This window comes from Marinomonas sp. GJ51-14, assembly GCF_055808695.1.
This window is the reverse complement of sequence record NZ_CM147879.1, coordinates 2154623-2180187: the sequence shown is the minus strand read 5'-3', so window position 1 is coordinate 2180187 and position 25565 is coordinate 2154623. Positions and strand designations below refer to the sequence as shown.

Here is a 25565-nt window from a genome sequence, read left to right as displayed (position 1 = left end):
AGAGGCTCATGCCCGAGCCAAGAGTTTTGTGTACCGCGTTTATATAACGGTCATAAATGACACTGCACTCACATGTCCGTCCGCTAATTCCAAGTCCCGCTGACCTTTCGGATTATTGGGATCTGAGCCACAATACAAACAAGTTTATGAACTTCCCAGTCTTTACAAGTTAACCCCATCACCACTATTTTTTAGCAAAGTGATGTTGGTTAATAAAAATCCCTCTTACACTATTCATTTTTGAGATAGAATATCTTAAACAGAAAATCAGATAGAGAGGCTTTATGGAGTTTTCGATTCCAAATTTACGACATTTACGAGTTTTTTTAGCTGTTTCTGAACTAAAAAGCATAACTAAAGCCTCTGATTTTATTTTCCTATCTCAACCAGCTATCACGCAAGCCATAGCCAAATTAGAAGCCAGTTTAAAAACCAGTTTATTTGAACGTAACTCTAATGGAATGTATCTAACCCTTTCTGGCGAGGCGTGGAAAAAACGTGTCCATCGCGCTGTAGACTACTTACAGAATGCAACTACTGATATTGCCAAAGAAAACCATCAATTAAACTCCACATCAAAAAACCTAATATCTATGATCAGCACCACACAGCTGAAAGCTTTAATCGCAGTATGTGAGGCACAAAACTTTAGTATTGCTAGTCGTAATTTATCGATATCTCAATCTTCTGTGCACAGAGCAGCACGTGACTTAGAGCGATTACTAGGCATCACCCTTTTTGAAAAGAATAGTTTAGGTATTACGGCAACCAAAGCGGCTAAAATGTTAGCTAAAGCAACTAAACTAGCATTTAATGAATTGCGTCAAGGTATGTATGAGATAAATGCTTTGCAATTTCGTGATATCAGTACTATTGCCGTTGGCAGCATGCCTTTAGCGCGCACAACAATTTTGCCAAAATCTATTTTACGCTTTAATGATGGTCATCCAGATGTAAATATAAAAGTAATTGAAGGGCCATATAACGACCTTTTACACCATTTACGCCAAGGTGATATTGACATTATTCTCGGTGCATTACGTTGTCCATCCCCTGCTGACGATGTAATTCAGGAGCCTCTTTGGTCACCGCCTTTGTCTATTATTGGTCGAAGTAACCACCCACTTGCTGGTAAAAAACACATAAGTGCAAGTGAGCTTAGTCAATACGCGTGGGTTGTTCCTGCCAAACACACACCTACTCGTACTGCATTCGAAGCAATTTTTCATGATGCTAACGTTCCTATGCCTAGTCGTTTGGTTGAGTCTAGCTCTCACATTCTTATTCGTGAGTTACTACTTGAAAGTGATCGTCTTACTTTGCTATCTGCAGATCAAATTGAACGAGAAATTAATATTAATTTATTAGAAATAATACCTTTCCCTCTTGAACATACTCGACGAGAAGTTGGTTTGTGTGTACGCAAAAATTGGCTTCCAACTTTAACCCAGTCTCATTTCTTAAGTATGCTAAGAAAAACCGCTGATTACTTTCATTGATCTTATTCAGTATTAATTCAATGCAAAAAATGAATAGATGTGGCGGTTTATTAATTATCCTTCATACATACTGAATGCTAGATTCATCCTAATATATTTTTTATTCATTCGACTATTTCATCAATCGGAGCAAGATAATGAAGATTTGTATCGCAGGAGCATCAGGCGCCTTTGGAATGAAACACATGGATGCCATTGCCGCCATTGAAGGTGTAGAAGTGGTTTCTGTCGTTGGGACAAACATCGATGCGATTAAAGCTTTCGCAGAAGATCGTGGTGTTTCACACTACACAACCGATTTAGCTGAAAGTCTTGCTCGTGATGACGTAGATGCCGTCATTTTAGCAACCCCGACACAAATACATGCAGCTCAAACCATTCAATGTTTAGAAGCTGGTAAGCATGTTATGTGTGAAATACCAATGGCAGATAGCATTGAAGATGCACGTCATGTAGTAGAAGTCCAAAAGAAAACAGGATTAGTCACTATGGCGGGTCACACTCGTCGCTTTAACCCTTCTCACCAATGGATTCATGACAAAATCAAAGCGGGTGAATTAACCGTTCAACAAATGGACGTGCAAACTTACTTTTTCCGCCGCTCCAATAAAAATGCTTTAGGCCAAACTCGCTCTTGGACAGACCATCTTTTATGGCACCATGCATGCCATACCGTTGATTTATTTCAATACCAAACTGGCGAAACCGCTAGCAAGGTACAAGCACTTCAGGGCCCAATCCATCCAGACCTTGGTATTGCTATGGACATGAGTATTGGCATGAAAGTACCAAATGGCGCCATTTGCACTCTCTCTTTGTCTTTTAATAACGAGGGTCCATTTGGCACTTTTTTCCGTTACATCTGTGATAATGGAACTTACCTTGCTCGTTATGATGATCTATACGACGGCAACGAAAACAAGATAGATCTCAGCGATGTCGCGATTTCTAATAACGGTATTGAATTACAAGATCGCGAATTTATTGCAGCTATCCAAGAAGGTCGAGCACCAAATTCGTGTGTGACTCAAGCAATTGAAGCTATGGAAACTTTACATCGCCTAGAGCAATGTCTAGAAGCATAAACATCAGTCAATAATAAACAAACAGGGAGCCGAAGCTCCCTGTTTTCGTTACACTCTCTTAATATGAAACTCACCTAGTTAGACAGATAACAAGGACCTTTTTATGTCGAAACATCCGCATTTATCAAATCCAAATATTGGTCTAGGCTGCATGAACCTTTCGCACGCTTATGGTACTCCTGTCGAAGAAGAACAAGCCATCAAGGCCCTGCATGAAGCTTTTGAAATGGGCTACCGTCACTTTGATACAGCAACTTTATATGGCGCAGGTAAAAATGAATTATTGGTTGGTAAAGCATTAAAAGACCGTCGTAACGAAATTTTTCTTGCCAGTAAATGTGGCATGGCAATGGTTGATGGAAAAAAAGTGATCAATGGTCGCCCAGAAAACATTCGCAAACAATGTGAAGACAGTTTAAAGCGCCTACAAACTGATCACATCGATTTGTATTACTTACATCGTCTAGACTTTAATGTAGCCATCGAAGAAAGTGCGGGGGCCTTAGGCGATCTCGTTAAAGAGGGTAAAATCGGTGCCGTCGGTTTATCTGAAGTCTCCGCTGACACACTAACTCGCGCGCACAATGAGTTCCCGATTACGGCGATTCAATCCGAGTATTCTTTGTGGACTCGTAACCCTGAGATTGCCATATTAAAAGCTTGCGAACAGCTCGATATATCTTTTGTCGCTTTTAGCCCATTGGCACGTGGTTTTCTCACAGGCACATTAAAAGACATTACTAAACTTGAAAACGGAGACATTCGCAATAACATGCCACGCTTTCAAAGCGAGAACTACTCTAATAACCTAAAGTTAATGCATGATTACTTGGCGCTTGCAAAAGACATAGGTTGCACACCAGCTCAGTTAGCTTTGGCATGGCTAACATCCAAAAGTGAAAACATTATCCCTATTCCAGGCACTCGTTCAATTGATCATATGAGAGATAACTTCACAGCAGGACAACTCACCTTGGATGCCAAGCAAATGGCTTTGCTAAATGAAATAATTAATCAAAACAATGTTCATGGCACTCGTTACACTACCGCTCAACAAGCTGAAATAGATACCGAAGAGTTCTAACCTCTTCCATTGCCAACTTCGTCTAATACAAAAAATCCGACGCCTATTATCAGGCATCGGATTTTTTGTGATTACTTTTCCACATCAGCGTCTATGACATACTCACTTTATAGCTGGCATTTCATGCTCTAACAACATTAACCCAGAGCCAGTATTTGAAATCGGCGCATGATAATTACGGTGCCGCTCAGTCACTTTTCCCAATAAAGTGCCTCGCATAGCAATTAACATATTTAGCTCAACGGCTTGCGCGCCACCTTGCTCAACTAAATCCATATTAGAATACTTTGTCAAAGCTTCAGGGTCCGACACCAGTTTATCAAGACAATCGATATCAAATGCACGGTTAATAAAACCAGCACGCTCGCCATCTAGTTGATGAGACATACCGCCAGTACCAAAGACAACCACATTAATGTCTTCTTCATAAGACGCCACAGCACGACCAATTGCTCTGCCCAGCTCAAACGTACGCTTAGGCTGAGCCATTGGGTACTGTTCGCAATTAATACAAACCGGAATCACTTTAACATGACCATATTGATGACCTGGCCACATTAAATTAAGCGGAACCGTCAACCCATGATCGACCTTCATTTCTTGGCAGATCGTCATGTCAAAACCTTCGTCGACAATACTGTTCGCAATATGCCAAGAAAGATCTGATTCACCGGTAACAGGTGGAATAGTTGGAATACCCCAACCTTCATCTGCATTGTAATATTCGTCTGCTACGCCCATGGCGAAGGTGGGTTTTTTGTCAATAAAAAATTCTAAGCCGTGATCATTGTAAAAAAGAATGATGACATCAGGTTTTTTCTCGTTTAGCCAATCTCGTACTGGTGGGTAACCATCAAAAAAAGGTTTCCAGTAAGGTGTTTCTTCCAACCCATTAGCCATTGCATTCGCAATCGCTGGAATATGGGAAGTCGTTACTGCTCCAATAATTTTAGCCATTAGACTTCTCCTCGACCGTTTCTTTCTAGCATGGCTTTGAATTCATCCGTACTCATACCCGTTTGTAATCCACCAATATCTTGCATATTTAGCTTTAGTAAACCGGTAAATTTTGCCAAATAATAGATACTGCCACCTTCACGTAAAAGCCCAATCACATCTTTATTACGAATCGCTTCTTTTTGGGCTTCTGTAAGTTTGAACTTCTCACAATAGGCTTCTGGGTCCGCATTAAATTCATCGCGCGCCACTTGATCATTAAACGAGTAACACATTTTGTTTAAGCCATAGCCTTTTTTGGCCATCTGACCATCAAAAAGGTACGTGCCTTGAAATTTTCGATCTGTATAGTTACTAGCCATGTCGGTAACCTCTATTTTATACGTTTGTCGCGTTATTAGGATTACTTCCAATAAAGACCCATTGGATTATCAACCAATAACGCTTGCTGGAGCGCTTGTGTTGGAGCGATATGAGGAATGACATCCACAAGGTGCCCGTCATTTGGCGCTTCTACTTTCATATTTGGGTGTGGCCAATCCGTTCCCCACAAAACTCGATCAGAGAACTTCTCAACTAACGTACGCGCAAAAGGATACACATCAGAATAATCCGGCGCATGCTGCGTTAAACGCTCTGGACAACTCACCTTACACCAAACATTGTCGTTGTCTGCCATGAAGTTAACAAAGCGCTGGAAGTCAGGATGATCAACGCCATTTTTCACATTAGGTGTTCCCATATGATCAACAACAATCGTCGTATTTAGTTCTTTTAAGAAAGGAATCAACTCTTCTAGATCTGCCGCTTCGAAATACACAACGATGTGCCATCCAAAAGGACGAATCTTTTCAGCAATCGAAAAAAACACTTCTCGAGGAGTACTATCAACAAGACGTTTTACAAAGTTAAAACGCACACCGCGAACACCCGCAGCGTGCATTTTTTCAATTTCTTCATGCGTGATGCTGTCATCGACAAACGCTACACCACGAGCTAAATCCCCTGCAGTTTCTAACGCATCGATCAACGCAGCGTTATCAGTGCTATGACAGGACGCTTGAACAATCACATTACGAGAAAAACCCAAATGATCGCGCAGTGCAAACAATTGCTCTTTTGACGCATCACAAGGTGTGTATTTACGTTTTGGATGATAAGGAAATTTATCCGCAGGACCAAAAACGTGACAATGCGCATCCACTGCACCAGCTGGTACCTTAAAAGTCGGCTTACTTGGGTTTGGATGAAATGGAATATAATTTTTGTCCATCATGTTCAAATACCTATTTTTAAACTCATTAAATTGTCAGTACTTATAGACCGTTATCATGTGCAAAGACTTGCCCATCAAATAATTTTCTCGCGGTGCGTAGAATCGCCGCCGAGCCGATATCGCCATTTTCTTCTTGATCTAAAATCACAGTCATGGCGCCAATTGGATGCTCAACATTCAAAGTCATGCAAGAAGCAGACTGATAACTTGCCACGTCATTAGCAGGTGAACCTTTTAATACTGCTGCTGTTGCAACACTCACTGCCCCCAAAACACCGATAGAAGCATGACAACGATGAGGAATAAACGTACGCGTTGAAATCGCTCCGCCATTAGTCGCCGCGCTCACCATGGTCATTTTAGGCACGGATTTGTCTTTCACATCGCCCAAATTCATCATCGGACCGACTTGCAAACGAATCGATTCTAATTTTGCACCTAGTTCATCATTGGCTTCGAGCTCTTCACGAGACTCTTGTCCTGTGATACCCATGTCGACTGCACGCATGATGACCACAGGCATGCCGTTATCAATGCAGGTGACTTCAATACCATCAATCACATCAACAATATTGCCCGTTGGCAATAACGCACCGCAGCTTGATCCAGCTGTGTCTTGAAATACAATCGGAACTGCAGCCGAAAATCCAGGTACACCATCAATACGGGCGTCACCTTCATATTGCACTTCGCCATCTTTAACCAACACTCGAGCAACCGCAATTTGTCCGGTGTTTTCCATGAAGATTCGAACCGAGGCTTCACCATCTTGAGCGGTTACTAAACCACGTTCAATAGCAAACGGAGCAATGCCCGCTAAAATATTGCCGCAGTTTTGTGCGTCGGTAACAATCGCTTGATCAACGAACACCTGCAGAAACAAATAATCGACATCGGCGTCATCGCGTTCTGACTTTTTCACCACAGCCACTTTAGAAGCAAGAGGATCCGCGCCGCCAATACCGTCAATTTGACGTTCATCAGGCGAGCCCATTACACGCAATAAAAATTGCGCTCGTGCATCGATATCAGCAGGTAAATCGGTTGCCAAAAAATAAGCGCCTTTAGACGTGCCGCCGCGCATCCACATACAAGGCGCACTTTTTAAGAGGCCAGATGCGTTAGACATACTTAAGGCCTTTTTCTTTTAAGCGTGGGCGCATTTCATAAATGTCCAAGCCTAATTCACCATTCGCCATGCGAACACGTTTTGCTTCTTCATTGGCCATACGCTTACGAGCCAGTTCTAGCACTTCCGCTGCACTTTCACGACACACAACCACAACACCGTCGTCATCTGCGACAATCACATCACCAGGGTTCACCAAAGCATCGGCACACACCATAGGAACGTTGACAGAACCCACAGTTTCTTTAATCGTGCCTTCGGAAAAAATGGCTTTTGACCAAACAGGGAAATTCATTTGACGAAGGTCGCGAGTATCACGCACGCCACCTTCGATGATCAAACCAACCACACCACGGGACTGGGCTGATGTCGCCAGCAAGTCACCGAAAAAACCATGATTAGAAGGTGATGTTGGTGCAAACACCATCACGTCGCCCGCTTTACATTGCTCAATCGCCACATGCATCATCCAGTTGTCGCCCGCCGCGCCTGAAATGGTGATCGCGGAACCGGCAATGGTCTTGTCCATTTGGATCGGACGCATGTAATGCGCAAGCAAACCAACACGGCCTTGAGACTCATGAATCGTCGCTACGCCGCATTCTGCCAAACCATCGATCACAGCTTGGTCTGCGCGCTCGATATTTTGTACAACAATATTATTTCGCATGATACTTTCCTTTCTCTTTAATCAAGAGCGTTATGCTTTTAACCGTGAAAAAACACGACGCGCATTACCTTCAAAGATTGCTTGTTTCTGTTCGGCAGATAACACAGTGTTATTGTCGATATAACGTTTCGTATCATCAAAATAATGACCTGTTTCTGGGTCAATACCACGTACGGCACCAATCATTTCTGAAGCGAACAAGATATTTTTCGTTGGAATAATATCCAATAACAAATCAATGCCGCGCTGATGATAAACACAGGTATCAAAATAGATGTTATTCAAAACACGCTCTGCAAGGTCGAATCCTTGGTCTTGTGCCATGCCTCGGAAACGTCCCCAGTGATAAGGCACGGCACCGCCGCCATGAGGAATGATAATTTTTAATTCAGGGAAATCTTTAAACACGTCTGACATCATTAATTGCTGAAAGCCAGTTGTATCAGCACCAAGATAATGCGAACCCGTTGTATGGAAACAATCATTACACGCTGCGCTCACGTGGATCATCGCAGGAATATCGTATTCACACATTTTTTCGTAGATAGGGTAAAAAGAACGATCACCCAACGACTTATCTTGCCAGTAACCGCCACTTGGATCTGGGTTCAAGTTGATGCCAATAAAACCCATTTCTTCAATTGTACGAACGATTTCACCAACAGACTTAGCAGGGTCCACACCAGGAGATTGAGGCAATTGAGCAACAGGCGCAAAGTTTTCAGGAAATAAATCACATACACGACGAATTAAATCGTTTTGATGTTCAGTCCAGTATTGGCTCGTGTATTCATTACCAATGTGGTGTCCCATCCAGCTTGCACGAGGAGAAAAAATAGTGAGATCCGTACCACGTTCTTGCTGTAAACGAAGCTGGTTATTCATAATACTGTCACGTATCTCGTCATCCGATACAATGACCTTACCTTTTTCACCAACAAAAGAAGGATCTTTTGCTACTTGCTCTTTTTGTTTATCTCGATACTCACCAACACCAGGAGGTGTTGTCGTGTAGTGTCCATGGCAATCTATAATCATGACGTAGTCCTCTACTTATCCAATTAATTGGTTCTTATCCAATCACTGCATTAAGTATTAACTCCCGACCTTTTTTAAACCACTTCAATTTCCCCCCACTCTTATTGGATTTTGATATAACCTTTTATTATTGACTGGAATAAAAAAACGACCCGAAGGTCGTTTTCAAAATATATTTTTATGTTAATAAGCTAATCACAACAAACCGATAGCCAAAAAGGGGAAGGCAACAATTAGACATAATCGTACTAAGTCTGCGATAACAAAAGGCATAACACCTTTGTACATATCTTTAATTGATATATGAGGCGCTACAGACTTAATAACAAAAACATTCATCCCTACTGGTGGAGTAATTAATCCTAGTTCAACAGTAATTACAGCGACAATCCCAAACCAGATAGGATCAAAGCCTGCGGCTTCAATTAACGGATAAACAACAGGAACCGTCAAGAGCAACATGGCAATGCTATCCATGACACAACCAAGTAACATGAATATAGCCAACACACACAATAGAATAATAAAAGGGCTTAACTGAAGACTATCCACTAACTCAACGAGTGAAAAAGATATACGTGATACAGATAAAAAATATCCAAATATTTCTGCTCCAATCAACATAAAAAAGATCATGGCTGTCATTAATAATGATTCAGCAATAGCCTCTTTAAATTGCACCCAACGCATACCATTAAAAACAGCGATAACAAAAGTAGCTGCGGCACCAACCGCTGCGGCTTCTGTTGGAGTGAACCAACCAGAATAAATACCACCGATAATAAAAAGAAAGACGAAGGTGAACGGTAGCAATCCTTTTAACCCATAGATTTTTTCTTTCAGTGAAGTTGCTTTACCTGGCTGGGCAGAATTAGGCCAGATAGTAACGATAACAGCAACCGTTACTCCATATAGCACCAATCCCAATAAACCTGGAATGACTCCCGCAATAAACATGTCTCCAATCGACTGCTGGGTAATTAAGCCGTATAAAAGTAATGCCGTCGAAGGAGGAATCATTATCCCTAATGTGCCACCCGCAGCCAAAACGCCAGAAGCAAGGGATGGTGAGTAACCGTTTTTCTCCATTTCAGGTAAAGCCACACGAGACATACTGGCAGCGGTTGCCATGGATGACCCTGAAATCGCCGAAAAAATTCCACAGGAAGTAAGCGCAGCTAACCCCATCCCACCACGCCAACTACCAAACATCGCTTTCGCGCCTTGGAATAATTGTTTCGACATACCGGATTTCGAAGCAAAAACTCCCATTAAAATAAACATTGGTATTGGACTGAAACTATAATTTGATAACGTTTCAAAAGGTCCAGTTGGTAAAACTGATAACGCAGGTTCAAATGCTACAATCCAGCCAAAACCAATAAAACCAGCAATAGACATAGCTAAGGAAATAGGTGCTCGAAATGCAATCAACGCTAACATTCCAGCAATACAAATCATACCAATCATTGGTGTGCTCATAAGACACTCTTTTTATGTGTGATCAATTCAAAGGTAGAAACTATTGCCGAGATAGCCAACATGAAAGTAGCAAAACTCGCAATTGCGTAAAAGTAAGTCATCGGAATCAATAGGTCTTGGGTCGTCTCATAGCTCATGGCCGCCTCACCAACCAAATGATAAAAACCATAACTCATAGCAAGGCCTAATAAAGCGAAGCCTATAAAATAGGTTGCTTCTAAAAATGCTTTTTTACGTTCTGATAGGTGATTAGTAAAAAGATCTACAACGACCTGAGAGCGATTAACCGAATAAGGTAAAATGAAAAGTATAGAGAACAACAAGCTGTATTTGACCAGCTCAATCCCCCCTGTCACAGTTATATCTAGCTTACCTTCCGTTAGCCCAAAAAGGCCTCTCGTCACTACATCCAACAATGTTATTAACATCATAGCAACTAGAAAGAAGCCTCCTAATAAGTGCATAAGCAAAGATATTTTTTTTACCATTAGAATTAACAGCTTCATTCACATTACTCCAGCAGTACCTTAAAAACTCATCCAAATAACATTCGCCCCATTGATAATTACATATCAACAGGGCAAATAATTACTTAATAACTAGCATCCGTAGAGCATGTCATAGCTAATTCTTGAGCTCGTTTATAAATCTTACGTGCTGGTAAGCGTTTTTTCTCTAGCTCATTTAAATACTCTTCTGTGGCCTTATCTAGTATCGGTTTCCATTCTGGATTATTTACACCATTCGCTACAGTCGTAATAGGATGTCCAAGCTCTTCTGCTTGTTTACGACCTTTTATATCAAGGTCTTTATAAACAGCAGCGGATTTCATCGCCCATTTCATGCCTGAGTTATTATCAATGACTTTCTTTAGATCTGCAGGTAGTGCACTGTAGACCCTTTTATTCATAGTTGTTACAAAAGCTAATGTGTATAAGCCACCAACTTCTGTATGGTGATTCGTTAATTCATTTAAACGAAAAACCAACTGCCCTTCCCAAGGTAAGGCAACACCATCAATAACACCTCGTTGAACCGATTGGTAGGCTGAAGGTGCTGGCATACCTATAGGCTCAGATCCTAGCCCTTCAAGCAACTTAGCAACTACAGCTGTTGGTCGACGGATACGTAGCCCAGCTAAATCTTCTGGCTTTTCAATAGCTTTATCAACTGTATGAATGATTCCTGCACCATGAGTAAAAAAGAACAAAGGTTTAGTTTCAGAATACTCTTTTGATATAAGCCCTTCATCGTATAACGTCTGCACAATACAAGAACCATTTGTGGCATCTTTTGATACACCTGGTAACTCAACAATCTGAGTCAAAGGAAAACGATTCGCTGTATAGCCTTGAACCGTGTTAGTAACATCAGCTATTCGATTTTTAACAGCATCATATTGTGCTGGAGGTTTTGCTAATGTAGAGGATGGGTAAAGTTCAACCGCGATTCGTCCAGCAGATTCACTTTCAACCGCTTCTTTCCATTTTAAAAAAATGTCTTTATGTTGACCAGATACGCTAGGAAAAAAATGACTAAAGCGTAATGTGACTTCAGGTGTAGCAGCAAGAGCATTAGATGCTGTAAATAGAGATATAGATAGAGCTGTTGCAGTAAATACCGTTTTTTTATTATACTTTTCATAGCTAACTCCAAGTTTCATCGATTATTTTTATATTTTTCAATCTAGCAAAACTAACAGTCAACGCCTAAAAATGATAATTGATTATAAATTCCTGCTATTGATTAATTCTATAGTGAAGTAATGAATTTGCTTTGCTAGTCACCGATATAAAATATTCCTCAGACATATCTCCAGTACACACATTCGACCTCTCAGAATTTATTCATTAGAAACATGTCTTGTTGATATATGCCGTATTCATAGAAATCTGTCAGCATAAGACAGCCTTTCATATCGCGAAAACCAGCGCACCAAATACGACGAAGAAACAACAAATCAGCCCAAAAAACTGCTAAACAAGTTATATTGTAATCATATTAAAGACTAGCAACTAATATAGCTTATGAAGATTAGAGTTACTTCTTAAAAAACAATAATGTAGGAAATATTAACTAAGGATAAAAAGACAGAAAAATCCATTTTCACTCCCAATTAAGATACAAAAAAGCCGAACACTGGGTTCGGCTTTCGTAACTTACACTTTGTAATTCAAGAAATTAGTAAGCATAAATTTTGGTAGGACTAGGTGAATTCGAATCGCTAACCTCTTCAGTTATTATGTCACCATTAAAAGTGACAAATGTTATATTTCCGACTGATTCTGATAAGAATATTAATCCCACTCCACATTAAACTTAGTAACAATGTTTCGTATTTGTGATTCATCGAGCATTTTTGGTGATAGTCCTCTCATCATCATCGCCAACTTGGCAGTTTCTTCCAACTCTTCAATAGCTGAAACTGCGGCTTCAAGATCCTTCCCTGCCACTACAGGACCATGGTTAGCTAGCATCACTGCCGACCGTTTTCCTGCAAGTCCACGAATTGCATCACCCGTTTTAGAGTCTCCTGGCATAAAATAAGGTAAGAGCTTCACTTTGCCTAGCTTCATGATGGAGTATGGCGTTAATGGTGGTAAGAAGTTATCTTCATCGGCATCTGGCATCATTGACATTGCAACGGAACAAGTTCCATGTAGATGTACTATGGCATTAGCACTTGATCTTGTCGTATAAAAAGCTTCATGCAAAGACATTTCTTTTGTTGGCTGATGACCACCGATAAGCACACCGTTTTTATCAAGCCGGCTCAAAATAGCCGGATCAAGACGGCCAAAACAGCTTCCGGTAGGCGTCACTAATAAACCGCCATCTTCTGTTCTTACCGAAATATTACCTGAAGAACCACATGTTAAGCCTCTATCAAATAAAGACTTTGCCATAATACAAATCTGTTCACGAAGTTTACTTTCAGAAGTACTCACTCCATCATCTCCAGCGCATTTTCAAAGAAAAACTCATCACCGAAATTGCCTGATTTAAGAGCCATCAATTTAGATGATTTCCCAACCATTTCAGTAATCGGAACACCAGGAGCAATACTACCTCCGATTTTCAGCATACTTGGATTAAGCGCTTTCACGACAGCCCCAGATGTTTCGCCTCCAGCTACAATAAATTTAGTCACGCCTTTTTTATCTAATGCAGAAACTAAATCCGCCATGAAGTTTTCAATTAATTCACTAGCTTCTTCAACTCCGAGTTGTTCCTGAGCACACCGGATATTTTCAGGTGTATCTGTAGCATAAAACATTAATGCACCAACATTACGATTTTTATCAAACCAAGCAAGAGCATCTGCTAAAGAACTTTTTCCTGACTTTAAATCAAGCGGAGAGATTTTCATGGATAAAAAACTTTCTTTAAATCGAGCTACTTGTTTTTGTGTCATAACAGAGCAGCTACCAGATAAAACAACAGCTTCACCTTTTACTTTACTAAGTTCTGAAGAGTTATTACGAATCTTAAACAAACCTTTATCAACAAAGTTTTTAGCAAGACCAACCGAAAGACCTGAGCCTCCAGTTAATAGTTTGAGATCGGCGCACGCCTCACCAATAACATGTAAATCATTATTAGATAAAGTATCAATAACAGCATATCGATGCTCATGAGCCAGTTTCGAAAGAGCCTCTTTAACCCTATCAGCACCTTGAGACACAATATCAAAAGGGACCAAACCAACTTTACCAGACGATTGAGCCGCCATGACTCGCATCAGGTTTGCATCTTTCATAGGCGTTAATGGGTGATTGCGCATACCACTTTCGCTAAGCAATTCATCGTTCACAAACAAATTACCTTTATATACAGTACGACCATTAACAGGTAACGAAGGACAGAGAATGGTAAAGGTCTCTTTAAGGTTATCCAGTAAAGCATCTGTGACTGGGCCTATATTGCCTTTTTCGGTGGAATCAAATGTAGAACAATATTTAAAGTAATATTGTTCACAATTGAGACTTTTTAGCCACTCAAGAGCTTCGATAGATTGCGAAACAGCAACCTCAGATGGGAGCGTCCGAGATTTTAAAGCAATAACAACTGCATCTGTGTCAGATAGATCCACAGGTTCTGTTGGTACACCAATTAATTGAACCGTTCTCATACCAGATTGCACTAAAAAGCTTGCTAAATCTGTCGCGCCAGTAAAATCATCTGCAATACAGCCTAATAAAACGCTCACTATAAACTCCTTATTTACAAGTATTCCTAACGATATTAGGACTACCTAACTTAATCTTTATTTTAGCCATACTTTATTAGTTTCTCATTTAATGGATCGTAATTGAGAAAATGGATTAACTTGTTATTCGATGTTAAAAATCTAATATTTTATAGCTGTTTTTTAACTTATTTTATTCCATGAGTTGACTTCTTTTTTTGCAACCATGCTAGCTGTTTTTTGACTAAATTCGCTAAAGTAATCTGAAGCGAGATGTACTTCAAAACTGGCTTTAGAACTATAAATTTCGTACAAAAAGAAAGGTACAATTCCACCTTCTTCTTCTCCTATTGCCACATCAAAAGTATGACAATCGTTTTCTTTCGTTAAAGAATCTAATGCTTGTTTATTTACTAATAAGGAAAACTCTTCCAAATTTTTTTATATACAGAAAATATAACGGTAATTATATACATTAAAAAATCTCGGCTATTAAATAGTAAAAAATGCCCCTTCAATAAGAAGGGGCTAATATGAGGTCAAAGAACACCTCTTTCTCAACAATAAATTTTGATCAAATATTTAACGCCTCACTATTTCTTAAATAGTGAAAAAAATGACTTTTTACACTGTTGGTAAAAAGGGACTTTTGTCATAATAATTAAAACGATAATCGAAATTAATGCGATGCAAATAGGACGTTCAATAAATGGCATTAAATCACCTTCTGATACCATTAATGCTCGACGTAAGTTTTCATCTGCCATTGGCCCAAGAATCACACCGATAACAAGCGGAGAAATAGGATATTTCATTTCATCAAGAAAATAGGCAAATACACCTACAATCACCATTAGGTATAAGTTAAAGATATTTAAGCCTAATGCGTAAGATCCTAAAATACACATTAAGGTAACAACAGGAAGAAAAATAGATGCTGGAATCTGTAGAACTTTAACAACTTGCTTTGCCAAGAACATGCCGTTTAACCACATGGCAATGGAACATAAAACAAGAATGGCTGTAACTTCTATTAGGAAATTCGGACTTTCAACCACAATCATTGGCCCAGGTGTAATACCATGAAGCATTAATGCGCCTAACAGCATCGCTGCAGGAGGACTTCCTGGAATACCTAGTGTTAGCAGTGGTATTAGGGCTCCACCTATACAAGCGTTATTCGCTGTTTCAGAAGCGATAATACCTTGGGGCTCACCTTTACCAAATGTTTCAGGATGCTTAGAAGTGTTCTTCGCAGCACCATATGAAACCCAGCCAGCAATATCCTCACCAATACCTGGTACAGCACCAATCCCGATACCTATCATGGAAGAGCGAGCGATATTCATACGATTTTTAAAGAGAGTTTTCCATTCAGGTAAAATACGCCCAAATTGTTTCATTACGCCCAAGCTTTCCCTATTACGTAGTGCTTTAATTACCTGAGGAATACCAAACGCACCAATTAACACAGGCACGACTTCTAGGCCTTGATCAAGGTCCGGCATATCAAAAGTAAATCTAGGAAAAAACTGTAATGGATCTCGGCCAATTGTGGATAATCCTAATCCAATAAAGCCAGCAATCCATCCTTTAATAACCAAATCAGGACTTGTTAACGTCCCACTGATTAATATGCCAAACAAAGCCAGTAAGAAAAATTCAAAAGACGTAAATTGTAACGCCATTTGAGCGACCAATGGAGCTGCAATTACTAGAACCAAAATACCCAACAAAGTTCCAATCAAAGAGGCTGTTGTTGTCAAGCCCAATGCTCGTCCACCTTCCCCTTTTTGAGCTAGAGGAAAGCCATCTAATGCAGTTGCTGCAGCAGCTGCAGTGCCTGGGATATTAATGAGAATTGATGGATAAGAACCACCGTAAATAGCACCAACATACAAACCTAATAATGCAATTAATGCTGTATTAACATCCATCCCGTAAGTCAACGTTGTTAACAAAGCTACACCTAATGTCGCCGTAAGACCTGGCAATGCACCAAAAATGATCCCAAAAAACGATGCCCCCATAAGAATCATTAAATTTGTTGGTGATGACAAAAGAGACAGTAATGTACTACCAAATACACTAAAAGAAGCCAAAATATCCATTACATTTCTCTCCAAATATCACGGACAACATATTTGATGTCGACCATAGGATTAATGACGATACCTTCCGTTGGTAGAGGAACAAGCATTCCTAGTCGGAACATGGGACAAATGACTAAGGTAACCATGAGCGCTGTTTTCCAGCTAACTCTCCATACTTTTAATTGCTCTGATTTTTTAGCCCATTTGTACAAAACAACAACCATGCAGACAATAAAAATCAGTGCACCCCAATCAAATAAAGATCGAGTTTCATCCGTTAAAGTTGTGCTAAATGTCACGGAAGCTAGAAAAACACAGACCACGGACCAGATCGTAAAAATGCGTTTTTGAAATATCGCGTTATCAGAATAAAATGCAAATATAAAAACAAAGAGAAAAATAAACGAAGACAAAGCAAAATCAATTAAAGGGACGAAGCCATATACTTGCCCAGCAATTAAAGATATCAGAACAAAAAAACGCCACCAACTTGCAGGGCTTTCTTTTGCAGTTCCAATTGAAGGATTTTTCTTAATAAAGACAATACTTTTTATAAGTAGCGCGGCGCCACATAAAAAGACTAAGCAAGAAATAATAATAGGAAACAGTGCTGGAGAAACGTACCAAACGTTTTGCACTCCAGCATAATTCCCTGTCAAAGGAAAGCTAAGGCTTTCTATTATCGCGAAAGTAGAAACAATCATTAACACTAATGCCGTTTTCATATCCGCACGACGTAAGGTCATTAGCTGTTCAGGCTGCATATAACTACCTCTAGACGTCCAAAGCAGGACTATTTAACACTAAGAAAAGAGGAATGCAGATACATTCCTCTGTTTATTAAGACTAAAATTATTTTAGTTCTGAGAGTTTAGGAATACCTAACGTAGAAGGTGCAACCTTAGCAGCTCCAAGGTCATTTAGTGTCCAAGAAAATAGTGATTCTAGGAATGCAAACTCTTTACTTGCTTCTGCACCAGATAAGCCAGACAACACATAAAAGTTATCTTTTGCCCATTTATGAATTACTGGACTTGCCATGGCACTCTGAAACGCCTTAGTTAATTTAGCCTTTACATTATCTGGAGCATCTTGGCTAACTGCTAAACCAATTGCTTGCATGATTGGTAGGTATTTTTGAAGCTCTGGGAAAGCAGTAAAAGCTGATGGAACAGTTCCATAACCTTCTAGCGCTTGATCATTTTCAACTAACATAGCTAGTGGCTTTAATTTACCACCTTTTATTAATTGCTGCTGCTCAGCAAGAGAAGTAATAACCAACTCAACTTCTCCAGTCATTGCTGCTGTTTGAGCAGGAGCGGATCCTGGGTATGGAATGTAGTTAAATTCAGCACCTGTACCGTTCATCAATGCCAATAAGTTCAAATGATGAATTGAACCTGCACCGCCTGCACTGGCCTTAATAGAGCGAGGATTTTTTTAACATCAGCGATCAATTCCTGTAGGCTCGAATATTTGGAATCAGCTGATACTGAAATTAAATCTGGAGACCCACCAACAATAAAAGGATACCAAACACTCATTTTTTGATCCCATCCGCCCTGTACTGCAGAACCAACTACAGACTCAGACAAACCAACAAGTGTATATCCATCTGCTTTTTGTCTTTTTACATAACTCATACCTAAAGAGCCAGCAACCCCACCAGGTCGATTTGTTACGTTAATATTCACACCTAAAGATTTGGCCATTTCGGCAGAAACCATACGGTTAACAACATCCGTCCCGCCACCAGCAGACCAAACAACCACATTTGTTATATCACGTTCTGGATAGCGATCAGCAGCTATCGAGCTTGTTGCTATCGTTGTAGCTAAGACACTTGCTGCTAATGTTGTAATGATGTTTTTCATATTCATCTCCAATTGATTTTTATTGTTATCGTCAGACTGAAACATCCTTTCTTAGCACTTTAAGTTAGGATTGAAATTAATTTATACATTAATAAATTTATTTTGCAATATTTTTTCAAACTCGCTATTGTGATTAAATCTTCGACATAGAATCAAAATAACAAGCGAGGTTTGGTAATGCACACTTTAGATCAAATCGTTTTTTTTGGGGAGAAACTTGAACGTCCCGAATGTGTACTTACGAATTCAGATAACAGGATATTTACTTCTAACTGGAGTGGTGGCGTTAGTATTATAGAGCCTAATGGTGACCAGTGGTCTCTATTAGCAAAAACTCAAAATTTTGAATTAAAACCTAACGGAATTTGTCTATTAGAGAACGGTGACTTTTTAATTGCTCATCTAGGCAATGAAGATGGCGGTGTATACCGTTTAAAGCAAAACGGAGAACTCACACCTTTTTTATTAGATATTGATGGGCAACCACTACCTCCAACCAATTATGTCCATCTTGACTTCCAAGGTAGAATTTGGATCACAGTAAGCACTCGTACTAAACCAAGAGCAAAAGCTTATCGCTCCGACATTAGTGATGGTTTTGTCATACTTTGTGATGGTGATAAAGCTCGTATCGTCGCAGATGGTTTAGGCTATACGAACGAATGTATAGCCTCTCCAGATGGAAAGTTCTTATTTGTTAACGAAACATTTTCTCGCCGTCTCACACGATTTAGCATCGCAGAAAATGGAGATCTCTTTGACAAGACAGTTATTACGGAATTCGGAGCGGGCATTTTTCCGGATGGATTAGCACTCGATGCTGAAGAGAACTTTTGGATCACTAGTATTATTAGCAACCAAGTTATAAAAGTATCTAAAGATGGTAGCGAGCAAGAAACCATACTAATTGATGTAGACACTCAACACTTATCTTGGGTCGAAGATGCCTTTCAAAATCATAGTATGGGTAGACCCCACCTAGATAATGTAAAAAGTAATCTTTTACAAAATATATCCAGCTTAGCCTTTGGAGGTCAAAATTTAAATATTCTTTATTTTGGCTGTTTATTAGGACATCAAGTAGCATCTTTAAAACAACCTATAAGAGGCTTAGCACCTAGTCATTGGGACTTTAAAGGACCAATAAGACATACAACAGAATCAAAAAAATATAATAGATATAGATCACTGTATTTTCCGGTGACTATATTTGACCTAAAACTATATCACTCTATTTTGAATTGTTTGACCATACCTACACAGAACAGATGATATTAGTTTTATTTATACAACCCTAACTTCTGAAGAGGTACTGGGTTATATAATACAGAGGAACCTTTATAAACCTAAAGCCTTCTGCCGACATTAGCGACTATTAGGCAGTATTCAATCTATCCGTGGCTGACAAGTTTTAGATGTAAATAAAGCCTACTCATTGGAACGCTCAATTACTGTGCACTATATATGTGAAGCAGTTAAACATGCAGAGATCTGGCTCCTTATAAAAAAGAGCTATGGAAAAAATAATTATCAATTAACTGAAATAAGTCGCCGAGGAGACTCAAGTGCAAAAAAAGAAACTTCGTGTGGTAACAGTAGGAACAGGCTATTTTAGCCAATTCCATTATGACGCTTGGGATCGGATGCATGATGTGGAAATTGTAGCCCTTTACAACCGTAGTAGTGCTGGAGCAACTGAAACAGCAAAAAAATATTCCGTTCCAGTTATCTATACTGACTTTATTGAAATGTTAGATTCTGAAAAACCAGATCTTATAGACATTATTACACCACCAGAAACACATGTAGACTTTGTTACAGCTGCAATTGAGCGAGGCATACCTTGTATTTGTCAAAAGCCTTTTACACCGTCTTTCAGTCAAGCTGAAAAACTGACTCAAAAAATTGAAGAAAAAAAGCCTTGGTTGTCATACATGAAAATTTTCGGTTTCAGCCTTGGTACCAAGAAATTAAAAAAGTTTTATTAACTGAACAGTTTGGCCAACTATACCAAGCGACATTCATGATGCGACCAGGCGATGGGCAAGGTAAAGACGCTTATTTAGAAAGACAACCCTACTTCCAGCAAATGGAGCGCTTTTTAGTTCATGAAACAGCTATTCATTGGGTGGATGTTTTTCGCTACCTCTTAGGCGAAGTAAAAAGTGTTTATGCCGACTTAATGAAGCGTAACCCAGTGATTAAAGGTGAAGATGCCGGCATCATTCTATTTGAATTTGACAATCAGGTTAGAGCTACATTTGACGGTAATCGTTTAGCAGATCATGCGGCAGAGAACACTCGTGTAACTATGGGTGAAATGCTTATTGAAGGGAGCGAGGCTTGCTTAAAACTAGAAGGCAATGGCAAAATAAGTATACGTCAAAAGGGTGAAAGTTATTGGACTCCCCACACCTACAATTACACAACAAATAACTTTGGCGGTGATTGTGTTTATACTCTTCAAAGGCATGTTGCAGATCATTTGTTATATAATTCAGAGCTTCACAATTGCGCTCAACAATATATCCAGAACTTAATCATTGAAGAAAGTATATATCGATCAGCACAGTCAAAACAAAAATTAGACTTATTTTAGAGAATAAACCTAAAAACCGAGCAATATAAATATGGCCATAAAAATTCCAAAAAGCAAAGAGTCATTGTCAGACAAAGCTTATCGCCAGTTAAAAGCTAAGATTTTAGATAATGAGCTTCATGCTGGTCAGCAAATGATTGAAGCTGAAGTCTCCGAATTATTAAACATGAGCAGAACGCCAACACGTGAAGCGATGTTAAGAATAGCGAATGAAGGGCTGATAGAATTAAAACCAAGACATGGTATGAGAATCAAGCCTATATCAGTTATTGATATGCAGGAGATATATGAAATTCTTACTGGAATTGAAGCAACTGCAGCAGCACTTTGTGCAAAAAAAGGACTGACAGAAGACCAATTATCCTTGATGAGAGATGCGGTAGAAGAGATGGATCAGGCTTTGCTACAAGATGACTTAAAGCAATGGGCTCGCTCTGATGAACGCTTCCATCGTTACCTAGTTGAATTTAGTAATAATAAACGCCTGAATGTTTTGGTGGGTAATTTTATAGAACAGTCTCACCGTGCAAGAATGATGACATTAAAGTTTCGCCCAAAACCAACAGACTCAAATAAGGACCATTTGAATCTAATATTAGCAATAGAAGCCCGTGACACTGAGAAAGCACGATTGATACACCACAACCATCGTGACGCTAGTGGAAATATGCTCATAGAGTTACTAAAAAAATATGGATTAAATAATATTTAATCCATATTTACATAGAAATATTTTCTAAAAAACCTAGATCAAAATTAACGATAAGCCTTATTCTTCATTTATTGAATAAGGCTTATCTATATTTTTATAGCTACCTTCTTTTCATTTCTTATTCAACACCCCATAAAAAATTTCTATTTTTAAAAATATATTTTAACTAAAAAAACGAATCAATAGTGGTATTGTTATTACAGAAAAAATAGTCGTAAATAAAACTGCTGTAGATGATTGCTGAGGGAGTATTTTATGCTCTTCTGCTATGACACCTAATACTGCAGCACAAGGCATCGCAGCTCCTAATGTTGCAGCAACAATCCATTCTGGATTAACAGAAAACAAACTCATAAAGAAGTAAACTGCAAGAGGCATAAAAATCAACTTAATAGTCGAAATATAGAGAGCAGACGTTGGTCTATGGGTAATTTTTCTACCATAAAGAGCTGTTCCAACTATAAACATTGCGCAAGGACCAGCAGCTTTACCTAACCAATCAAGACCATAAATAATATTATTTGGCAATGTTATTTGAAAAATTGATAAAATAAGTCCTAATATAATAGATAAAATAAGTGGATTAAATAAAGAACGCTTTAAGGCTTCCATTGGGCTAGTATTCGATTTCTCATCAACGCTATTAAGTTGGAGCAAAAATGTGGCCACAGGTAATAAAATAAGTAAATCAAGGGTAAGCATTAACGCAAGTGGAACAGATACCCATTCACCTATAGTTGTTGAAAGTACAGGAATCGCAAGAAAACCAATATTTCCATAAACACCACCAAGTCCTAACATGATATTATATTTGATATTTTTAGAAAAAATTATGTAGCCGATTACCCCAGATATTAGCATTACACCTATAAGAGAAGATAAATATGCAAATAAAAAATAAAAATCTATTAAGGTTTTAAAATCTGTTGTAGCAAGCTTCCCTAATAGAACTGCAGGTAGGGATAAATACATAACAAAACGGGTTAAATATCTAAGAGCCCTCTCATTAAAAAAACTTTCTTTCTTACAAAAAAAACCAACAGCCACCAAAAAAAATAAAGGTGATATTTTTAAAACAATATCAAACATAAAAAAACCTATTTATAGTAAATTATGATATGGAAATACATTTAACTTTAGAAACATATACATTAAATTAAAAAATAAGAATAGAATAGAAAATAAATATTTTATATTAATACCAAACAAGGTTTTTAACCTCGTTTAGTATTAAAAAAATAAAAACCTTTTATTTTTAGAACTTTGAAGATATCAAGAATGATGACTGAAATTGATCTAAGCTCACTAGGAGCTATTACAATTCGTCGGCTATAAAGATAATTTCTTCGCAACCAACTCGCTAATATCATGTAAACCAGATGTTCCACCCAATTCATATGGAAGTAAACTGCCAGTTGCATAAGCCGCCTCTACAGAAGACTCTAGTTTTTTAGCTGCACTCAACAGTTCAGATGAATTATTTTTATCTGCCAAATATTCCAGCATCATCACCCCTGATAAAATCATTGCGGTAGGATTCGCTTTACCTTGTCCCATAATATCTGGAGCCGATCCATGACATGGTTGAAACACAGCATGAGTATCACCAATTTCACCAGAAGGAGCCATTCCCATCCCCCCCATCAAGCCAGCGGCAATATCGGACAATATATCTCCGTATTGATTTTCGGTAGGCATAACATCAAAGACCCAAGGACGACGAACCATGTCTAATGCCGCAAAATCAACGTATTGATGGTTCGCAGTCACGTCTGAATGGCGTTCAGCAGCTTCATAAAACCACTGTCTTGCAACATGCTGCGAAGATAAAACATTTGCTTTATCAATATGAGTAACTAGATTGTGTCCTCGGCCTTGTTCAGCACGACGCCTTGCTAAATTAAAACTAAAATCATAAAGTTTTTTACTCGTCGTTTTCGATATGCGCATCAGATTATGAGCATATTCGTCATCGTCCAATTCATGTCCACGGGAAAAGGCAAATAACCCTTCAGTCGATTCTCGGACAATAACAAAATCTAACGATTTACTACGCTCATCCACAAGCGGTAAAGGTAAACCAGGAAGAGTACGACATGGACGAACACCAGCATATAAGTTTAATCGTTTACGTAAATCATGCTGTGGTCCTATCTCTGTCCCATCTGGATAACGAATATCTGGATGACCCATTGCCGATAAGAAAATAGCATCCGCTTTTACTGCTTCTTTATAATGGTCTTCAGGAAATGATTCACCTGTATCTGCATAATATTGGGCACCAGCGTCTATATGCTGAAAGCGAAGTTCTACGCCCTGCTGCCTAGCGGCTTCCTTAACTAATTCAACTGCCGGAGGAGTTACTTCCGTTCCAATTCCATCTCCAGGCATTACAGCTACTGTAAATACTTTCATTACAATCTCCTTTTATTTTTATAAGAAATGTTTATTACATAAATCATCAATAACTCAATAATAAATAAATTAGGCATCAATGTATACATTAAAAAATTCTCTTATTAATTCTTTGGTTTGACACACCAATAAGTTCAAATCATAAAAAAACGCCTTAAGCAGCCTCTGTGGCTCTACAAAATTTCTAAAGTACATCAGTAGCGAGTATCAAAGATTCGGAGATGGTTTACAGTGGGAGTTATCAATGCATTGCTTTACGGGAAGACCTTAGAAAAAGAGTGGTAGAACTAAGCGAATTCGAATCGCCGACCTCTACTATGTCAAGTATTGGGTAAGATGACCTGTCAATCCATGACAAAAACCAAAGCATGCTTAATACACTTTTAGCTAATAAAAGTGAGCTCAAGCGTAATTGAAGATGAAAAAATTAATGTCTTTCCTATGGTTTCCTAAACTTAACAAGAATGAAGAATGGTTTTGGAGTTCAAGAAATTAAGTCAGTAACATCATGCCTGCGTTAGAGTATGTGGTGACTAAATCACAAGTAACACTCAAAAAAGAAAAACCCAGCCAAAGCTGGGTTGTATCAGTCACCATAAAACGATCTAAAAAATTGTTTTGGTTAGACTAATATCTGTTAGAAAGCTAACGCTATAGATCCCATTTCGGAGAGAAGTCAGGATTAGCCTGTCGGTCATTACAATCCAATGCGGCAATTCGATCCATGTCTGTATCGCTTAAAGTAATACTTACTTTCTCAAAGTTTGAAGCAAGGTTTTTGCGTTTAGTAGACGATGGAATCGTGACAATATCGCGCTGAGCTAACCACTGAATAACCAACTGTGTAGTGCTGACCTGATGTTTTTCAGCAATGGCTTTTAGTGTCTCGTTCGCTAATACTTTGCCATATGCAAACGGCATATAGCCTGTCACTTGAATACCATTAGCTTGGCAAAAGCCCACTAGCTTATTGTTTTGCAAATATGGATGCACCTCGATCTGATTCGTAAATAGTTCGCCTTCACCAAGAATGTCTAACGCTTGTTGAGTTTGCGCTATGGTGAAGTTGGAAATACCAATTTCACGAGCAAAGCCCATCTCTTTCGACTTTTTCAATTCGTTTAGATACAACGCCATATCAACGTCATCTTGCGGTGACGGCCAATGAATTAAAAGTAAATCCACATAATCGGTTTTCAATTTAGTGAGGCTTTCTTTCACACTGTCGATGAACTTGTCCTCACTAAAGGCTTCGAACCATACTTTTGTCGTGATGAACAATTCATCTCTTGGGAGGCCGCTGTCTGCAATGGCTTGCCCTACTTCAGCCTCATTACCGTAGATTTGTGCCGTATCAATATGGCGATAGCCTTCTTCTAACGCCATTTTCACAGAATCGTAAGCGACTTGCTCTTGCAGACGAAAAGTGCCCATTCCCAGCGTAAAATTGATATTTTTCATAA

Annotated in this window: 26 protein-coding genes; 7 read left to right on the top strand and 19 right to left on the bottom strand. The window is 39.0% G+C overall.

What is annotated here, in order from left to right; all coding sequences use genetic code 11:
- Positions 1-284 precede the first annotated feature (284 nt).
- The 3 genes from AC0L3Y_RS10505 (at position 285) to AC0L3Y_RS10495 (ending at position 3668) form a co-directional block, all read left to right on the top strand.
- Positions 285-1499 carry a LysR family transcriptional regulator gene (locus AC0L3Y_RS10505; RefSeq protein ID WP_473462169.1) on the top strand — a complete coding sequence of 405 codons (1215 nt, stop codon included), beginning with the start codon at positions 285-287 and terminating at the stop codon, positions 1497-1499.
- Between the two features lie 137 nt (positions 1500-1636).
- A complete protein-coding gene (locus AC0L3Y_RS10500) occupies positions 1637-2584 on the top strand; it encodes a Gfo/Idh/MocA family oxidoreductase (protein ID WP_473462164.1) in 948 nt (315 codons plus the stop codon).
- A 103-nt stretch (positions 2585-2687) separates the two neighbouring features.
- A complete protein-coding gene (locus AC0L3Y_RS10495; RefSeq protein WP_473462159.1) occupies positions 2688-3668 on the top strand; it encodes an aldo/keto reductase in 981 nt (326 codons plus the stop codon).
- Positions 3669-3770: 102 nt separating this feature from the next.
- Here AC0L3Y_RS10495 and AC0L3Y_RS10490 read toward each other — a convergent pair whose 3' ends face one another.
- The 16 genes from AC0L3Y_RS10490 to AC0L3Y_RS10415 all read right to left on the bottom strand — a co-directional run bounded on the left by AC0L3Y_RS10490 (position 3771) and on the right by AC0L3Y_RS10415 (position 18376).
- The gene (locus AC0L3Y_RS10490; RefSeq protein ID WP_473462154.1) at positions 3771-4625 is read right to left on the bottom strand and encodes a class III extradiol dioxygenase family protein; all 855 of its coding nucleotides are present in this window, start codon (positions 4623-4625) and stop codon (positions 3771-3773) included.
- Positions 4625-4987, bottom strand: coding sequence for a protocatechuate 4,5-dioxygenase subunit alpha (locus AC0L3Y_RS10485; RefSeq protein WP_473462150.1), 363 nt, complete (start codon positions 4985-4987; stop codon positions 4625-4627). The genes AC0L3Y_RS10490 and AC0L3Y_RS10485 overlap by 1 nt, the downstream gene beginning before the upstream one ends.
- Positions 4988-5028: 41 nt before the next feature.
- The gene (locus AC0L3Y_RS10480) at positions 5029-5901 is read right to left on the bottom strand and encodes an amidohydrolase family protein (RefSeq protein WP_473462145.1); all 873 of its coding nucleotides are present in this window, start codon (positions 5899-5901) and stop codon (positions 5029-5031) included.
- Between the two features lie 40 nt (positions 5902-5941).
- On the bottom strand, positions 5942-7030 hold the full coding sequence (locus AC0L3Y_RS10475; RefSeq protein WP_473462140.1) for a 4-oxalomesaconate tautomerase: 1089 nt from the start codon (positions 7028-7030) through the stop codon (positions 5942-5944).
- Entirely contained in the window at positions 7023-7700 is a 678-nt protein-coding gene (locus tag AC0L3Y_RS10470) for a 4-carboxy-4-hydroxy-2-oxoadipate aldolase/oxaloacetate decarboxylase (protein WP_473462133.1), read from the bottom strand. Before AC0L3Y_RS10470 ends, AC0L3Y_RS10475 begins: the two co-directional genes overlap by 8 nt.
- A 30-nt stretch (positions 7701-7730) precedes the next feature.
- Positions 7731-8738, bottom strand: coding sequence for an amidohydrolase family protein (locus AC0L3Y_RS10465; RefSeq protein WP_473462127.1), 1008 nt, complete (start codon positions 8736-8738; stop codon positions 7731-7733).
- A gap of 195 nt (positions 8739-8933) precedes the next feature.
- Entirely contained in the window at positions 8934-10220 is a 1287-nt protein-coding gene (locus AC0L3Y_RS10460) for a TRAP transporter large permease (protein WP_473462123.1), read from the bottom strand.
- The gene (locus AC0L3Y_RS10455) at positions 10217-10726 is read right to left on the bottom strand and encodes a TRAP transporter small permease (protein ID WP_473462118.1); all 510 of its coding nucleotides are present in this window, start codon (positions 10724-10726) and stop codon (positions 10217-10219) included. Before AC0L3Y_RS10455 ends, AC0L3Y_RS10460 begins: the two co-directional genes overlap by 4 nt.
- 86 nt (positions 10727-10812) lie before the next feature.
- Complete coding sequence (locus AC0L3Y_RS10450; RefSeq protein ID WP_473462115.1) at positions 10813-11883, bottom strand: TRAP transporter substrate-binding protein; 1071 nt, start codon at positions 11881-11883, stop codon at positions 10813-10815.
- Between the two features lie 634 nt (positions 11884-12517).
- Entirely contained in the window at positions 12518-13168 is a 651-nt protein-coding gene (otnC, locus tag AC0L3Y_RS10445; RefSeq protein WP_473462111.1) for a 3-oxo-tetronate 4-phosphate decarboxylase, read from the bottom strand.
- The gene (gene otnK / locus AC0L3Y_RS10440) at positions 13165-14430 is read right to left on the bottom strand and encodes a 3-oxo-tetronate kinase (RefSeq protein ID WP_473462106.1); all 1266 of its coding nucleotides are present in this window, start codon (positions 14428-14430) and stop codon (positions 13165-13167) included. The genes otnC and otnK overlap by 4 nt, the downstream gene beginning before the upstream one ends.
- A gap of 162 nt (positions 14431-14592) precedes the next feature.
- Positions 14593-14844, bottom strand: coding sequence for a putative quinol monooxygenase (locus AC0L3Y_RS10435; RefSeq protein WP_473462101.1), 252 nt, complete (start codon positions 14842-14844; stop codon positions 14593-14595).
- Positions 14845-15002: 158 nt separating this feature from the next.
- The gene (locus AC0L3Y_RS10430) at positions 15003-16520 is read right to left on the bottom strand and encodes a tripartite tricarboxylate transporter permease (RefSeq protein ID WP_473462096.1); all 1518 of its coding nucleotides are present in this window, start codon (positions 16518-16520) and stop codon (positions 15003-15005) included.
- Positions 16520-17266 (bottom strand): tripartite tricarboxylate transporter TctB family protein, encoded by a 747-nt coding sequence (locus tag AC0L3Y_RS10425; RefSeq protein ID WP_473462092.1) that lies wholly within the window; start codon positions 17264-17266, stop codon positions 16520-16522. The genes AC0L3Y_RS10430 and AC0L3Y_RS10425 overlap by 1 nt, the downstream gene beginning before the upstream one ends.
- A gap of 88 nt (positions 17267-17354) precedes the next feature.
- The gene (locus AC0L3Y_RS10420) at positions 17355-17888 is read right to left on the bottom strand and encodes a tripartite tricarboxylate transporter substrate-binding protein (RefSeq protein WP_473462088.1); all 534 of its coding nucleotides are present in this window, start codon (positions 17886-17888) and stop codon (positions 17355-17357) included.
- The gene (locus AC0L3Y_RS10415; protein WP_473462082.1) at positions 17885-18376 is read right to left on the bottom strand and encodes a type 2 periplasmic-binding domain-containing protein; all 492 of its coding nucleotides are present in this window, start codon (positions 18374-18376) and stop codon (positions 17885-17887) included. Before AC0L3Y_RS10415 ends, AC0L3Y_RS10420 begins: the two co-directional genes overlap by 4 nt.
- Positions 18377-18553: 177 nt before the next feature.
- On the opposite strand from AC0L3Y_RS10415, the gene AC0L3Y_RS10410 reads away from it, so the two are divergent.
- The 4 genes from AC0L3Y_RS10410 to AC0L3Y_RS10395 all read left to right on the top strand — a co-directional run bounded on the left by AC0L3Y_RS10410 (position 18554) and on the right by AC0L3Y_RS10395 (position 21687).
- A complete protein-coding gene (locus AC0L3Y_RS10410; RefSeq protein WP_473462075.1) occupies positions 18554-19648 on the top strand; it encodes an SMP-30/gluconolactonase/LRE family protein in 1095 nt (364 codons plus the stop codon).
- Positions 19649-19941: 293 nt separating this feature from the next.
- On the top strand, positions 19942-20364 hold the full coding sequence (locus AC0L3Y_RS10405; RefSeq protein ID WP_473462072.1) for a Gfo/Idh/MocA family protein: 423 nt from the start codon (positions 19942-19944) through the stop codon (positions 20362-20364).
- Positions 20298-20975 (top strand): Gfo/Idh/MocA family protein, encoded by a 678-nt coding sequence (locus AC0L3Y_RS10400; RefSeq protein WP_473462067.1) that lies wholly within the window; start codon positions 20298-20300, stop codon positions 20973-20975. Before AC0L3Y_RS10405 ends, AC0L3Y_RS10400 begins: the two co-directional genes overlap by 67 nt.
- A 31-nt stretch (positions 20976-21006) precedes the next feature.
- A complete protein-coding gene (locus tag AC0L3Y_RS10395) occupies positions 21007-21687 on the top strand; it encodes a GntR family transcriptional regulator (RefSeq protein ID WP_473462063.1) in 681 nt (226 codons plus the stop codon).
- A 162-nt stretch (positions 21688-21849) separates the two neighbouring features.
- Here AC0L3Y_RS10395 and AC0L3Y_RS10390 read toward each other — a convergent pair whose 3' ends face one another.
- The 3 genes from AC0L3Y_RS10390 to dkgB form a co-directional block, all read right to left on the bottom strand.
- Positions 21850-22776, bottom strand: a complete 927-nt coding sequence (locus tag AC0L3Y_RS10390; RefSeq protein ID WP_473462056.1) for an AEC family transporter — start codon at positions 22774-22776, stop codon at positions 21850-21852.
- A 240-nt stretch (positions 22777-23016) separates the two neighbouring features.
- Positions 23017-24102 carry an isocitrate/isopropylmalate dehydrogenase family protein gene (locus AC0L3Y_RS10385; RefSeq protein WP_473462050.1) on the bottom strand — a complete coding sequence of 362 codons (1086 nt, stop codon included), beginning with the start codon at positions 24100-24102 and terminating at the stop codon, positions 23017-23019.
- Positions 24103-24753: 651 nt separating this feature from the next.
- Positions 24754-25563 (bottom strand): 2,5-didehydrogluconate reductase DkgB, encoded by an 810-nt coding sequence (gene dkgB, locus AC0L3Y_RS10380; RefSeq protein WP_473462043.1) that lies wholly within the window; start codon positions 25561-25563, stop codon positions 24754-24756.
- Positions 25564-25565 lie beyond the last annotated feature (2 nt).

Excerpts from the sequence above, each read along its gene's own strand:
- AC0L3Y_RS10465 (WP_473462127.1), bottom strand. The coding sequence starts at position 8,738 with ATGATTATAGATTGCCATGGACACTACACGACAACACCTCCTGGTGTT.
- AC0L3Y_RS10430 (WP_473462096.1), bottom strand. The coding sequence starts at position 16,520 with ATGGATATTTTGGCTTCTTTTAGTGTATTTGGTAGTACATTACTGTCT.
- AC0L3Y_RS10450 (WP_473462115.1), bottom strand. The coding sequence starts at position 11,883 with ATGAAACTTGGAGTTAGCTATGAAAAGTATAATAAAAAAACGGTATTT.
- AC0L3Y_RS10460 (WP_473462123.1), bottom strand. The coding sequence starts at position 10,220 with ATGAGCACACCAATGATTGGTATGATTTGTATTGCTGGAATGTTAGCG.
- AC0L3Y_RS10490 (WP_473462154.1), bottom strand. The coding sequence starts at position 4,625 with ATGGCTAAAATTATTGGAGCAGTAACGACTTCCCATATTCCAGCGATT.
- AC0L3Y_RS10385 (WP_473462050.1), bottom strand. The coding sequence starts at position 24,102 with ATGAAAGTATTTACAGTAGCTGTAATGCCTGGAGATGGAATTGGAACG.
- AC0L3Y_RS10390 (WP_473462056.1), bottom strand. The coding sequence starts at position 22,776 with ATGTTTGATATTGTTTTAAAAATATCACCTTTATTTTTTTTGGTGGCT.
- AC0L3Y_RS10495 (WP_473462159.1), top strand. The coding sequence starts at position 2,688 with ATGTCGAAACATCCGCATTTATCAAATCCAAATATTGGTCTAGGCTGC.
- AC0L3Y_RS10475 (WP_473462140.1), bottom strand. The coding sequence starts at position 7,030 with ATGTCTAACGCATCTGGCCTCTTAAAAAGTGCGCCTTGTATGTGGATG.
- AC0L3Y_RS10470 (WP_473462133.1), bottom strand. The coding sequence starts at position 7,700 with ATGCGAAATAATATTGTTGTACAAAATATCGAGCGCGCAGACCAAGCT.
- AC0L3Y_RS10485 (WP_473462150.1), bottom strand. The coding sequence starts at position 4,987 with ATGGCTAGTAACTATACAGATCGAAAATTTCAAGGCACGTACCTTTTT.
- AC0L3Y_RS10395 (WP_473462063.1), top strand. The coding sequence starts at position 21,007 with ATGGCCATAAAAATTCCAAAAAGCAAAGAGTCATTGTCAGACAAAGCT.
- AC0L3Y_RS10455 (WP_473462118.1), bottom strand. The coding sequence starts at position 10,726 with ATGAAGCTGTTAATTCTAATGGTAAAAAAAATATCTTTGCTTATGCAC.
- dkgB (WP_473462043.1), bottom strand. The coding sequence starts at position 25,563 with ATGAAAAATATCAATTTTACGCTGGGAATGGGCACTTTTCGTCTGCAA.
- AC0L3Y_RS10425 (WP_473462092.1), bottom strand. The coding sequence starts at position 17,266 with ATGCAGCCTGAACAGCTAATGACCTTACGTCGTGCGGATATGAAAACG.
- AC0L3Y_RS10505 (WP_473462169.1), top strand. The coding sequence starts at position 285 with ATGGAGTTTTCGATTCCAAATTTACGACATTTACGAGTTTTTTTAGCT.
- AC0L3Y_RS10410 (WP_473462075.1), top strand. The coding sequence starts at position 18,554 with ATGCACACTTTAGATCAAATCGTTTTTTTTGGGGAGAAACTTGAACGT.
- AC0L3Y_RS10415 (WP_473462082.1), bottom strand. The coding sequence starts at position 18,376 with ATGAAAAACATCATTACAACATTAGCAGCAAGTGTCTTAGCTACAACG.
- AC0L3Y_RS10500 (WP_473462164.1), top strand. The coding sequence starts at position 1,637 with ATGAAGATTTGTATCGCAGGAGCATCAGGCGCCTTTGGAATGAAACAC.
- AC0L3Y_RS10480 (WP_473462145.1), bottom strand. The coding sequence starts at position 5,901 with ATGATGGACAAAAATTATATTCCATTTCATCCAAACCCAAGTAAGCCG.